Source organism: Methylobacterium sp. Leaf123 (assembly GCF_001423405.1).
Classification (GTDB): Bacteria; Pseudomonadota; Alphaproteobacteria; order Rhizobiales; family Beijerinckiaceae; genus Methylobacterium.
Genome location: NZ_LMNS01000023.1, coordinates 163662 through 176276, shown reverse-complemented (window position 1 = coordinate 176276; position 12615 = coordinate 163662). Strand labels below are relative to the sequence as shown.

At 69.6% G+C, this 12615-nt stretch carries 10 protein-coding genes and 1 tRNA gene; 5 read left to right on the top strand and 6 right to left on the bottom strand.

Annotated elements, in window-relative coordinates; translation table 11 throughout:
• Positions 1-56: 56 nt before the first annotated feature.
• Complete coding sequence (locus ASF53_RS14570; RefSeq protein WP_056199562.1) at positions 57-1097, bottom strand: Hint domain-containing protein; 1041 nt, start codon at positions 1095-1097, stop codon at positions 57-59.
• Between the two features lie 858 nt (positions 1098-1955).
• On the opposite strand from ASF53_RS14570, the gene ASF53_RS14565 reads away from it, so the two are divergent.
• Together ASF53_RS14565 and ASF53_RS14560 are read left to right on the top strand one after the other, a co-directional pair.
• Entirely contained in the window at positions 1956-3431 is a 1476-nt protein-coding gene (locus tag ASF53_RS14565; protein WP_056199558.1) for a GumC family protein, read from the top strand.
• An 82-nt stretch (positions 3432-3513) separates the two neighbouring features.
• Complete coding sequence (locus tag ASF53_RS14560; RefSeq protein WP_056199555.1) at positions 3514-4845, top strand: O-antigen ligase family protein; 1332 nt, start codon at positions 3514-3516, stop codon at positions 4843-4845.
• A 448-nt stretch (positions 4846-5293) separates the two neighbouring features.
• Here the strand turns inward: ASF53_RS14560 and ASF53_RS14555 are convergent.
• Both ASF53_RS14555 and ASF53_RS14550 read right to left on the bottom strand, forming a co-directional pair.
• A tRNA-Leu gene (locus tag ASF53_RS14555) sits at positions 5294-5378 on the bottom strand.
• A gap of 123 nt (positions 5379-5501) precedes the next feature.
• Positions 5502-5807, bottom strand: a complete 306-nt coding sequence (locus ASF53_RS14550; protein ID WP_056199552.1) for a FliM/FliN family flagellar motor switch protein — start codon at positions 5805-5807, stop codon at positions 5502-5504.
• Between the two features lie 57 nt (positions 5808-5864).
• Between ASF53_RS14550 and lipB the strand changes: the two genes are divergently transcribed.
• Complete coding sequence (lipB, locus tag ASF53_RS14545; protein WP_056199549.1) at positions 5865-6596, top strand: lipoyl(octanoyl) transferase LipB; 732 nt, start codon at positions 5865-5867, stop codon at positions 6594-6596.
• A gap of 136 nt (positions 6597-6732) precedes the next feature.
• On the opposite strand, the gene ASF53_RS14540 is transcribed toward lipB, so the two are convergent.
• Complete coding sequence (locus ASF53_RS14540) at positions 6733-7893, bottom strand: glycosyltransferase family 2 protein (protein WP_056199547.1); 1161 nt, start codon at positions 7891-7893, stop codon at positions 6733-6735.
• A 245-nt stretch (positions 7894-8138) separates the two neighbouring features.
• Here ASF53_RS14540 and ASF53_RS14535 point away from each other — a divergent pair, with 245 nt between their 5' ends.
• The gene (locus ASF53_RS14535) at positions 8139-8585 is read left to right on the top strand and encodes a DMT family transporter (RefSeq protein WP_012255334.1); all 447 of its coding nucleotides are present in this window, start codon (positions 8139-8141) and stop codon (positions 8583-8585) included.
• Positions 8586-8605: 20 nt separating this feature from the next.
• Here ASF53_RS14535 and ASF53_RS14530 read toward each other — a convergent pair whose 3' ends face one another.
• On the bottom strand, positions 8606-10564 hold the full coding sequence (locus ASF53_RS14530) for an AI-2E family transporter (protein WP_056199544.1): 1959 nt from the start codon (positions 10562-10564) through the stop codon (positions 8606-8608).
• Positions 10565-10637: 73 nt separating this feature from the next.
• Entirely contained in the window at positions 10638-11012 is a 375-nt protein-coding gene (locus tag ASF53_RS14525; protein WP_003601316.1) for a response regulator, read from the bottom strand.
• A gap of 172 nt (positions 11013-11184) precedes the next feature.
• On the opposite strand from ASF53_RS14525, the gene ASF53_RS14520 reads away from it, so the two are divergent.
• Positions 11185-12546, top strand: a complete 1362-nt coding sequence (locus ASF53_RS14520) for a pentapeptide repeat-containing protein (RefSeq protein ID WP_056199540.1) — start codon at positions 11185-11187, stop codon at positions 12544-12546.
• Positions 12547-12615 lie beyond the last annotated feature (69 nt).

Below are 12615 nucleotides of genomic sequence, written 5' to 3'. Positions count from 1 at the left end.
ACGCGCCCCTGCCGGGGTTCGGCAGAGGCGCGCGGCCGGTAGTGGGGAGGGCCGTGTTACGCGGCAAGCCACGCCGGCATGTCGGTCCAGGCGCCGTGGCTGTCGATCTCCGCGGCGAAGACCGCGCCGAGCCGCTGCCGTTCATCGTCTACGAGAGCGCCGTCCACCGCCACCGGGCGGCAGCGGCCGTGCTCGCCGGCCGGCACGAAGTCCGGATCGGTCAGCAGGCCGTCCTCGCCGGCGAACCAAACGCGGCTGCCCATGTCGTAGTAGCTCTCGGCGGCCAGACCTTCGGCGAGCAGGATGTCGTGCGCATCCAGTTCGATATGCCAGTAGGTCACCTGCGTCGCCGGCTCGCGGAGGACGGAGGTGCCGTTGATCAGGCACATCACGGGCACCAGCACGCCGCCCTCGCCGTTGGCATCGGCGCCGACAAGCACCGGATGGCCGTGCGAGAGGCGCAGATCGCGCGCCGGGAGGCCGGGGCCGAAGGCACCCGCGCGGATCCGGATGGGCTGCTCGTTGTGGGGCAGCGCCTCACCCTTGGCATCGAGGGCGCGGTTGCCGATCCAGGTGATCGGACGCAGCGTGCCGGAGGCCGTCACGGCGAGATCGCCGACGATCAGATCCTCGACCGCCACCTCGCCGCGAGCCGTGCGGATGAGCGTGCCCGTGGTGAAGCAGGGCGCGGCCTGGACGTTGTAATCGCCGGCCGTGTTGTTGCCGTCGGCGAGGAAGCGGGTCCGAGTGGAGCCGGGAGGCGGGTTCGAGCCGACCACCTGGGTGTTCGAGAGAAGGTAGCGATAGTTGCCGACCTCCGTCTCGCCGGGCGGGATGGCCCTGCTCACAAACAGGATCTGGCCCGAATTGTCGAACTGCGTCGAGGTCAACTGAACGGACGTGCCTGCAAAACCGGCGGGAGCATCGGCTCCATAGGTCAGCGTGACGGGATCGCCGACAACGTTGACGGTGCCTGATACGGTGACGGAGTAAGTCGAGGCAGTATCGACCTGAAAATTTGCGGATGCACCACCGTCGTCGGTTCCAAGGAATCCGGGCGCATACGTCGTGTTGTTGAAAGTGATTGGCAAAGCCATAGGTCATCCCTCCCGTCTTATGCGGGCGCTTTTTGGTTAGTTATGCGCCGGACGATCATTCGGCGACGGAAAGCAGAAAGAGGGGCTCCATTTCAGGAGCGCCTGCGGCCTTAACGTTGTCTTGCTCTAACTCTGCTTTCGGTCACGTCCCGAACATGCGGGGAACCTGTGCCGCCGACAATCCATCGGGATCTGTTATCTGCCGGTCGGATTATATTTCTCTCATGATCGTGGCTTGATGTGCCAGATCTGCAACATTTCACCGCTGAAAACGCTTGCCTGTCAGTCGGTTAGGCAAAATTGCCCGGGATCTTTCGGCAAGGAATTTGCGCCTTTACCGTCCGCCCGATGGGATCAATGCGCCGATCCGTCGACCGTGCTGAAAAGAGCCGCTCGCGGCGGTGCTGCGGATGGGCGCCTCCCCCCCCCGCGGTCGAATCTTTCAAGGGCGACTGCGCGAGGATGCGACGGGCCTCTGCGGGGTGTTCGGATGCGACCTCCGTCGGTTCGACATCGAGCCATGATGTCCGCCCTCCAGACACCAAGCGTGGCAGAGCAACCCTGATCTGAGAATGTGCTTGTGGGGAACACGACCCACGGGTGCGCGCCTTCGCTGAAACACAGCTCATAGTCCCGGTTCGGGACGGGCTCAGGCGGGAATGGGGGACGGCTTCCTGCCCTTTCGGAGCCCCTCCCCTCTGGGCCCGCGGGCGGATCTCCGTCGGATGTCCCTGGATGGGACAGTAAAACCGGCGGCGACCTTGCATGACGAAGGCAGCCACCGCTGGGTGTCGTGCTCGGTTCGCGCAGCCGGTGGTACTGCCACCGCATGGGGGCCAATGTCGGCTGGACGACCACATGACGACTTACACTGCCACGCGCGGAGCCATCCCGCTCTCCTCCTACGATCGGCCTGCCGCCGCCACCGGGCACGCTCCGTCCATCACGCCGACGCAGCTCCTGGCGATGCTCAAGCGCCGCCGCCAGCTCATCGTCCTCTCGATGATCCTCGGCACCCTGGGCGGCGTGGTCGTCGTCGCGCGGACGGAACCGAACTACGTCGCCACGGCTCAGGTCATCATCGATCCGCGCGCCTTGCGCGTGGTCGAACGGGAGGTGACCCCGAGCGTCGACAACGCCGACGCGCAGATCGCATCCGTCGAGAACGAGATGCGCGTCCTGCGGTCGAGCACGGTGCTCAACGCCCTGATCACCCGTGACCGGCTCGACGAGGATCCTGAATTCGCCGGTGACCCGCCCGGCCTGCTGCGCCGGGCGAAGGCGGCGATCGCCGGCCTTGTCGGCCTGTCGCCGGCCCGCTCGCCCGATCCGCACCGCGCGGCGCTCCAGACCCTGGAGCGCAAGATCGCCGTCCGCCGGGCCGAGCGCAGCTTCGTCGTCGAGATGCATGTCGCGACCCGCGATCCCGACAAGTCGGCCCGGATCGCGAACGAACTCGTGACGCTCTACACCGAGCAGGCGAACCGGACCCGGTCCGAGCTCGCGCGCCGCTCCGGCGCCTCCCTCGACGATCGCCTCACCGAATTGCGCGCCGCCGTGCGCGCCGCGGAGAACCGGGTCGCGACCTTCAGGACCGAGCACGACCTCGTCAGCGCCGACGGCTCCCTCACGCGGGACCGGCGCCTGCGCGACCTCAACACGCAGCTCGCCGCCGCCCGGGCCCGGTCCACCGAGGCCCTCGTCCGGATGGAGCAGACGAACGCTCTGAGCGGCCGGCTCGACGGCCTGTCGGAGGCCGTCCAGTCCCAGGCCATGATCCAGTTGCGCTACCAGATCACCGAGGCCCGCCGCCGCCGGGCCAACCTCGCCAACGTGCTGGGACCGCGCCATCCCGAGCTGAACTCGATCGGCCGCGAGATCGACGCCCTTCAGGACCAGCTCGGCCAGGAGCTGCAGCGGATCGGCGACGCGGCACGCAACGACTATCGCCGTGCCAAGCAGACCGAGGAGGAACTGCGCAGGACGGTGGAGACGATGTCGACGGCCTCGCTCGCCGACGACCGTGCGCTCGCCGAATTGCGCGCGCGGGAGGCGGAGGCGGAGGCCCAGCGCAAGCTGTTCGCCCAGTATCTCGTGCGCTCCCGCGAGCTGATCGAGCAGACGCAGGTCGATGTGAACAACATCCGCGTGATCGGCGCGGCGATCCCGCCCGAACTGCCGACGAATCTGAGCAAGGCCGTCGTCCTCGTGCTCGGGACGCTGATCGGCCTGGTGCTCGGCATCCTGGCGGCGATCGCCCTCGGCCTCCTGCGCGGCGAGGCGGCGTCCCTGCCGCGGTCCCCGGTGCGGTCGGGCGAGGCGCTGATCGCCTGACACTCCTGCACCCCTGCGGCCGAAGACCCTCCGCCGTCGGCGGCCGCAGGGGCCACGAACGCCTTTTTCCGAGCCTCGCGCCATGACTGCCACCAGCCTGACCGACACGCGCCTTCCGCCCAAAACCGTCCGGGCCGCGCCGCCGTCGATCGGGGTGTCCGGCGCGCGATGGCGCGCGGCCTTCGTCGTCTTCGCGGTGCTGATGTGCGCGAACGCCTTCTACGTGCTCTTCCTCGGCAGCAACAACGAGGTCGGCAACACCAAGACGCTGATGCCGTCGAACCGGAACAACCTGCTCTATGTCGGGCTCTGGCTCTGCCTCTACGCCCTGGCCCTCGGCGTGGTGCTACGGGACATGCTGCGCAACGGGATCGATCTCTGCCTGATCGCCGTCCTTCCGCTCGCCGGCTACATCCTGCTCTCCACCTGCTGGGCGACCGATACCTGGGCGTCGCTGGTTCCGGCGGGGATGCTCGTCCTGAACATCGCCATCGCCGCGGCGCTGGCCTGCATCGTCCATCCGGCGGTGTTCCTGAGCCTGTACGCCTGGACCAACGTCTTCCTGGTGGCGTCCTCCCTGGTGTTGGTGCTGGTGATGCCCGATGCGGTGCGCACCGACATCACCCGGCCGGGCCTGCTGATGTCGGGCGAGCTGTTCGGCGCCTATGGCAGCAAGACCCTGCACGGCATGTCCGCCGCGAGCGCGATGCTGATCCTGCTGTTCCTGCCCGGCGCCAGCCCGCGGGGCCTGCGTGCGCTAGCGCTCGGCATTCTCGCGCTCGGGTTGATCCTGGCCAACTCGATGTCCTCCGTGAGCGGCATCGCGGTGGCGGCCATGACGCTCCTGGCCGCCCGGATGCTGCCCGGCTGCGGCCGAGCGATCTTCGCGGTGGTGACCGGGTTCGCGATCCTGCTCTCGCTCTTCCTGCCCTTCATCGGGGTCGGCGACATCGCCGTCGCGCTCGGCCGCAGCCCCGACTTCACCGGGCGCAGCAATTTCTGGCCCTACGCCCTCGAGGTTTTTCGCGACCGACCGGTGTTCGGCTACGGCTATCTCAGCTTTTTCAACACGGACCCGTTCTCGAAGGCGTGGGATGTGTGGGAGCGCGAGATGTTCTTCTTCACGCCCGACTTCCACAACACCTTCCTCGACACCCTGGTCGGCCTCGGCCTCGTCGGCGGCGCGTTCTATCTCGTCCTGCTTTTTGCCTCGTCCAGCATCTTCGCGCATCCGAGTCTTGAGCGGCGCACCGCCTTCCTGCTCTCGGCCCTCCTGATCGCCTTCATCCTCAACAGCGCGACCGGCTACCTCTTCCTCGCGCACAACCGGATGTCGACCATCTTCCAGTTCTACTGCCTGTTCGTTCTCTGCCGCCGGTATCGGCCGCATCTCCCGCAGCCGGCCGTCGCCTGAATGGCACGCCGCCAGCCCCGTCTCGGGTGAAGCGGTGTGCGCCCGCGTGGCGGAAGGCGGCGCCGTCCGGGCCGGGCTCGTAAAGCAGATTTTCGGATTAGCCGTCGACGCTGAGAGCGCCCCTTCATGACGGGGATGCGCGCCGGACCATGCCTTCCACGGCGATGGTCGGTCGATCCGCCGGGACGGCCACCTCGGACGAGACAACCGAACGACGGCTTCGATTATGAGGGAGGTCGGCGCACCATCGATGGCGGGCCGATGCCATGCTCTTCGAGCTAGCAAGCGATCACGGATAATCGCAGCCCCGGACGGAAAAACCCGCCCCGGGGGAAGCTTCTCTCAACGCACAGCGTCGGGAATTCGTGTGTGGGACCGCTGTGTGAGCGCGGTCATTTTCACTTTTCGATTTTCGCCCCAACTCTTTCCGATCACTCAGGAAAGAGTTTGGTGCGGCCAAGAGGACTCGAACCTCCACCCCTCGCGGGACTAGCACCTCAAGCTAGCGCGTCTACCAATTCCGCCATGGCCGCCCTTGCCGCCGTGCCGCTTGTGGCGGCCGGTGTCTTGTGTGGGCGGCGCAGCGGATAACAGATGCCCGGGGCCTGCACAAGCGCCGGATTCGTTTCTTCGCGTTTTGCCGCCTCGAAATCTGCTCAGGGCATCGGGCCCGCATCGTCGAGAATCGGCACGGCGCCCTCGCCGATGGTCACGCCGGCGGTGCGCACGACCTCGGCCTTGCGGATCAGCTCGGTCACCTCCACGGAGATGCGGTTGCCGGTCACCACGATCTGCCCACGGGCGATCGGGTGATCGTTGGCGAGGATCTCGACCATGTCGGTCTCGGTGGCCTCCAGCTCGATCACCGCGCCGCGGCCCATGCGCAGCAGCATGTGCAGCGGCATGTGGCTGCGCCCCAGCACGACCTTGAGATCGACCTGCAATTCGTCCAGGACCGCCACGTGCGGATGCTCCGTTTCTTAAAGCCCGGAAAACCTTCCGCACGCGATGGTGAAGTCTTGGTAAACAATTCCTTCACGGCACCCGCTTCCCGGCTTTCGATCGCACCCGCGACATTCCTGCCGCGGGCGGGCGCGCCGCCGGTGGTCTGGCGCGTGACCGACCGCCTCGTCGACTACCAGGAGGCGGAGGCCGAGATGGAGGCCCGCGCCACGGCCATCGCCCGCGGCGAGGCCGACGAGCTGGTCTGGCTGCTGCAGCATCCGCCGCTCTACACGGCGGGGACCTCGGCCAAGACCGCCGACCTCGTCGAGCCGGAGCGCTTCCCCGTCCACCGCACGGGCCGGGGCGGGCAGTACACCTATCACGGGCCGGGCCAGCGCATCGCCTACGTGATGCTCGACCTCAACCGGCGCAGGCCCGACCTGCGGGCCTATGTGGCGAGCCTGGAGGCATGGCTGATCGCGACGCTCGACGCCTACAACATCCGGGCCGAGCGCCGCGAGGACCGGGTCGGGGTCTGGGTGCGCCGACCGGACAAGGGGCCGATTGTCGAGGACAAGATCGCGGCGATCGGCATCCGTGTGCGGCGCTGGGTGAGCCTGCACGGCATCAGCCTCAACGTCGAGCCGGACCTCGCCCACTTCTCCGGCATCGTGCCCTGCGGCGTGCGTGAGCACGGGGTCACGAGCCTGGCCGACCTCGGCCGCATCGTCAGCCTGCCGGAGGTGGATATGGCGCTGCGCGCCGCCTTCGAGCCGATCTTCGGCTCAACGCGCGACGAAGCCTGAAATCCTCGTTTCGAAAGGGATCATCCCTTTCGCGGGTCCAGGGCGGAGCCCTGGTGGGGGTGAGCCGGGGCGCTGCCCAGATCTACAAACCACCTTGCGCCCCGCCAAAGGGGTGACCCTTTTGGGATCCCGGACTTTACGCGTCGGCGGTGGCCGTTGGGGCGACCGGCCGTGCGGACGGCGCCGAACGGCGCAGGCGGAGGCCTGCGCGCAGCAGCGGCAGGACGAGGCGGGCGAATCGGATCTGGCCGGGGAGCTGCCGCGGCATCAGCGGGCGGTAGGCGAGGCGCGGGCTGGCGCGATCGACTGCGGCCACGATCTCTCCGACCCGCGGCAGGGCGGCGATGCGGCGGGCTTCCGCTTCGGTGATGCCCAGCCGGCGCGCCCAGGTGAGATCGCGGGTGAGACGGCCCTCTTCGTAAAGGCGGCGCAGCCGCGCCCGCCAGACATAGCGGTGCAGCGCGCGGGGCACCGCCTCCATGCGGGCGTCGCACAAGGCGTCGGGCTCCTCGCAGCGGGAGCGGATCGTGTCCGCGACACCGCCGGCCGCGCGGCCGGTGAGGCGGGCCGAGATCAGAACCAGCACGGCCCGGTCATGGCGCACGCGAAAGCCCCGCTGGAGCAGCGCGCCGACGAAGGCGCCGTCCTCGCCGAGCGGGATTTCCGGCATGCCGCCGACGTCGCGGTAGGCAGGAAGCCGCACGGCGAGCGAGGCGCCGATGGTGGTGCGGTGGCAGGGCCAGGGATCGTGCGGATCCGGATCGATGCGCGCCTCCATCTCGGTGATGAGCGCGTCGTAGGTGTCCTCTAGGCGGCCGCGGGCGGGCAGCGAGGGCGGCAGCAGGGCGGCCTCCTCCGGGATCAGCTCGACCCGGCCGGCGACCGCGTCGGCGCCCGCCTCCAGGGCGGCGAGGTTGGCCGCGACCCAATCCGGCGGCACGATGCTGTCGGCATCGGTCGTCAGAAGCGTCGCCGTCGCTAAGGTCGTCCCCTCCGCTTCGAGCCACGCGACCGCCGCGTCCATCGCCGCGCGGCGTGCCCAGCCCGCATGCGCCCCGGCATGAACCCGCTCGATCACCCGGACGGGAATCGACAGCGTCGGCACGAGACGGGCGACGATCGCCGCCGTGCCGTCGGTGCAGTTGTTGAGGAAGAGCACGAGCCCGAGCCGGCCCGGCGCGAGGCCGGTCTGCCGGTCGATCGCCGTCAGGCAGCGGGCGATCCGCTCGGCCTCGTTGCGCACGGGGATGGCGATGAGGGTGTCGAGGCGCGACGGCGTGGGGGAAACGGGCGGCACGGACGGGCTCCGGGAAAGCCGATGGGAAGCGCCGGAAGGCGGGCTCCGCGCGGCGCGTGCGCCTCCATAGGCTGCGCTTGATGAACCGCGGCTGATGGTCTCGCGCCACGGAACGGCGCGGGCGGGCCCCGGTTTCCCGCGCACCCCCGTCAGCAGGCAGCCTTCAATGGAGGCTTCGAAGAATCGTCCAGGGATCGCGCGGGATCCGGACCCCTCATCGCGGCGCGCCGCAGGAACCCGAAACGATGATCGTTCTCTACGGCATTGCCCTGCTCGCCGGCATCGCCACGGCCGTGCAGCCCGGCCAAAGCACGCAGCTCGCCAAATCCTTCGGCGAGCAGCCCTTCGCGGCCGGGCTCGTCTCGATGCTGGTCGGCACCGTCACCATGCTCGGCATCGGCCTCGCGACCGGGCGGCTGCACCTGCCGAGCCTTCAGCAGGCCGGTCAGACGCCGATCTGGGCCTGGTTCGGTGGTGCGCTCGGCGCCGGCGTCATCCTGGCCCAGCTCTTCGTCGCGCAGCGGATCGGCGCGGCGGCCTTCCTCGGCCTTCTCGTGACCGCGGGCGTCGTCACCTCGATCACCCTGGACCATTTCGGGCTCGAAGGCTTCGCCGTCCATCCCGCGAGCGTCACGCGTCTTCTCGGCGGGGCGCTGATGATCGCGGGCGTCGCCCTGGTGGCCCTGTCCTGACGGGGTTCGCCCGGCCGGCCCTACTCCGCCGCCTGCCGAAGCCGAGGAGAGGCCGGGGCGGCGTTCCCGGCCCGCGCTCGTGCCAGTGCGGCGTCGAGAGCGTCGCTCAGCGAAGTCACGAGCAGGTCGGCGGAAATCGCCCGGCGCAGGCGGCCGAGGGAGGCCGGGTCGCGCTCGCGCCAGAAGCCGACGAGGATCGTCACTCCCGGCGCGGCCTTGCGGGCGCGGCGGATGGTCAGGCGGATCTGCGACAGGCTGATCGGGTCGAGATAGGAGAAGCAGATCATCGCCGGGCGCTCGCCCTCGGGCAGGCCGTTCCGTAGCGCGTCGGCCGGCACCACCCGCGCCCCGAGCCCGTGGCGGGAGAGCGTCTGCGCCAGCATCAAGGTCGCCGCCTCATCGAAGGCGCCCCCGCTCGCCACGCATAGGACCGGCGCCTCCCCGCGCCAGCTCGATGCGAGGTCGTCCGGGCCGAGCACGATGCCGGCGGTGTGCCGGTCCGGCCCCACCGCGGCGAAGGCGGCCTCGGCCTCGGCGCCGATGGGCTTGCGCGAGCGCCGCGGCATGCCGCGCTTGCGCGCCAGCCCCAGCGCCTCCACCACCGTGCGGAAGCCGGCGCCGACCTCGCCCTGCCGCTCGCGGTCGAGCATGCCCCGCGCCGCATCCTCCTGGGCCATGCGCAGGCCCGGCAGCACGACCTCGTCGTAATAGGTGACGAGGGCCCGTTCCTTCAGGAACAGCCGCCCCTGATCGACGGCCTCGGCCGGATCGCCCGCCAGCATGCGCTGGTAGAAGATCTCCTGGGGCCCGAGCGCCGGGCGGTCGCCGAGGATCACGTCGAGGAACCAGAGCCGCTCGACATGGCGGCCGAGCACCACGAGGCAGACGGTCAGCGGGGTGGCGAGCAGGAGGCCGATCGGCCCCCACAGGAAGGTCCAGATCGTCGCCGCCAGGATCACCGCGATCGGCGAGATGCCGGTCGAGTGCCCGTAGAGCAGCGGCTCGACCACGTGGCCGGCGATCGGCTCGATCACGAGGAACAGGATCGCCACCTGAATCGCCATCGACCAGCCGGGATCGACGGCCACGGCGATGGCGAGCGGCAGCGCCGCCGAGATCACCGCGCCGACATAGGGCACGAAGCGCGAGATGCCGGCGATGACCCCGAACAGGATCGGGCTCGGCACACCGATGAACCACAGGCCTACGCCGATCACGAGGCCGAAGGCGACGTTGAGGATGAGCTGCGCCACGAAGAACCGGCTGAGCCGGTTCGTGGCGTCGTCGATCGCCGCGGTGGTGCGGCGCAGGTCGCTCGATCCCGCGAGCCGGATCGCGCGGTTTCGCAGATCCTCGCGCTGGAGCAGGATGAAGATCGTGAACAGCAGGATCAGGCCGAGCGTCGCCAGCGGGTGCAGCACCCCGCCCGCCACGCTGCCGAGTGTCGTCAGCAGGCCGGTGCGGGGGGCGTGAATCTCGACCTGCATCGGCCGGTCCGCTGTGCCGAGCGGCGCGTTCGTCTCGGTCGGGGTCTTGGCGGCGGGCGGCTGCAACTCCTTGCCGATCTCCTCGGCCATGTCGAAGAAACCGGAAAATGTATCCGACAGCCCGCCGCGCTCGGCCGTGGCGGTGCGCAGGGCCGTGATCTTGTCGCGCAGGGTCAGCGAGTAGCGCGGCAGATCGGTCGCGAGCTGCGCCGCCTCGCGGGCGATCAGGCTGCCGATCGCGCCGAGCAGGCCGAACGTGAGCACCACCACCAGCAGCACCGCCGCCACCCGCGGCACCCGCACGCGCCGCAGGGCGCGCACGGCGGGCACGAGGACGAAGCTCAGCAGGATGGCCAGCGCCACCGGCACGAGGATGTCGCGGCCGAAATACAGGGCGCTGGCGAGCGTCACGACCAGCAGCATCGAGGCGAGCGTCGTCACCACGGGCAGCGCTTGCCGCAGGAGCCGCGTGGTGACCGGATCGGTGGTCATGGCGTCCTCATGGGCAACGGGGCCCGTTCGGGAGAGGCAGGTCGAGGGTGGAAGGGGCGGGCCGGACCGTCCCTCAATCCCCTGCCCCGATCGCCGTGCCGATCTGGGTGAGCAGCTTGGGGAAGTCGATCGGCTTCGGGTGATAGTCGTCGCAGCCGGCCTGGATCGCCTTGTCGCGGTCGCCCGACATGGCGTGGGCGGTGAGCGCGATGATCGGGATGGCGCGGGTATCGGTCGCGGCCTTCAGGGCGCGGGCAGTCGACCAGCCGTCGAGGATCGGCAGGTTCATGTCGAGCAGGATCACGTCGGGCTGGGCGGCGCGGGCCTGCTGCACGCCCGCCTCGCCGTCATGGGCGAGCACGACCTCGTAGCCGCGGCGCTTGAGCCGGCGGGACAGGAAATCCCAGATCTCCTCGTGATCTTCCACCAGCAGGATTTTGCCCGACACGCCTGAACCCCTTCTCGCGCCGCACGCGCTGTGGCCACACAACGCACGGAAAGCCGTTGCGGTAGCATAGGATCATTTGCAAAACCGCGCCGCCCGCGCAGCCCCTCGCCTTGTCTCGCTCGGGCCGGGCCGGCTATGGGGCTTGAGGGCGGGATCATGCGAGGCGTTTGCGGTGCGACAGGGCGATGCGGACGGCGATGATCCGCGCGTCGTGGCGCTGCTCGCGCGCCTCTCGGACGAGGCGGCGCCGTTCTCGATCGCCGGGCGCGACGACCTTGCCGGGCTCAGCCTGTCGCGCGCCGCGCTGAACATCCATATCGATCCGAACGCGCCGCCGCGCTGGTGGGCGGAGGGCGTGGGCGGGCTCGACCTTGCCGGCGCCGACCTCGCCGATGCCCGGCTGGAGACCACCGACTTTTCCGACGCCAACCTGCGTCGCGCCTCGCTCGCCGGAGCGCTCGCCCGCTCGGCCGGCTTCGCGAATGCCTGCCTGGAGGAGGCGGATTTTGCCGGCGCCGACCTTAGCGGCGCGCGCTTCACCGGAATTGCCGGCGGGCAGGCCTCCTTCCGCGAGGCGATGCTGGAGGATGCCGATTTCTCCGGCGCGACCATGCGCTTTGCCCGGCTCGACAAGGCGCTCCTCGACGGCGCCCGGTTCGAGGGCGCTGACCTGTGGGGCACCGACTTCACCGGGGCGGATGCCGACGATTCCGTGTTCCGAAAGGCCCGGCTTGACGAGGCCAACCTCTCCGACTGCAATCTCACCGGCGCGGATTTCGAGGGCGCCAGCCTGAAGAAGGCGCGGCTCGTCGGCTCGCGGCTGCGCGGGGCCAACTTCTCCGGCGCCCGCCTCGACGGGGCGGACCTGTCGGGGGCCGACTTCTCCCGCACCAGCCTCGTGCGGCTCGACCTCACGACGTGCAAGCTGCACCACGCGCGCTTTGCCGGCGCGTGGCTGGAAGGCGTGCGGCTCTCCGTCGAGCAGATCGGCGGCATGGTCGGCGAGGAGGCGGCGGGCGAATACGAGGCGGCGCAGGCGAGCTATCTCGCGCTCGAGCGCAACCTTCAGAGCATCGGCAGCCCCGAGGGCGCGAGCTGGGCCTACAAGCGCGGGCGCCGCATGGGCCGCCGCCATGCCGGCGTGCGGGCCCGCGAGGCCTTTTTCGCCCGCGATGTTCGCGGAACGCTGAGCTCCGGCTACCGCTGGATCGCCGACCGCTTCGTCGAGTGGCTGTGCGATTACGGCGAGAGCCTCTCGCGGATCGCCCGCGCCTTCCTCGTCGGGATCTTCCTGTTCGCCGGGGCCTATGGGGCGACGGGCGGGCTCTTCCACGAGGGCGCGAACACGCCGACCTACAACCCGCTCGATCTCGTGAGCTACAGCGCGCTCAACATGATGACCGCCAACCCGCCGGAGATCGGGGTGAAACCGCTGGGCCGCGTCACCAACCTGTTGGTCGGGTTGCAGGGGGCGGCGGGGATCGTGCTGATGGGTCTGTTCGGCTTCGTCCTCGGCAACCGCCTGCGCCGCTGACTTTTGATTTCGCATCCGCGCGAAAGCCGGCCACACCGGGCGGACGCAAACCGTGACGACGCGGCTGCG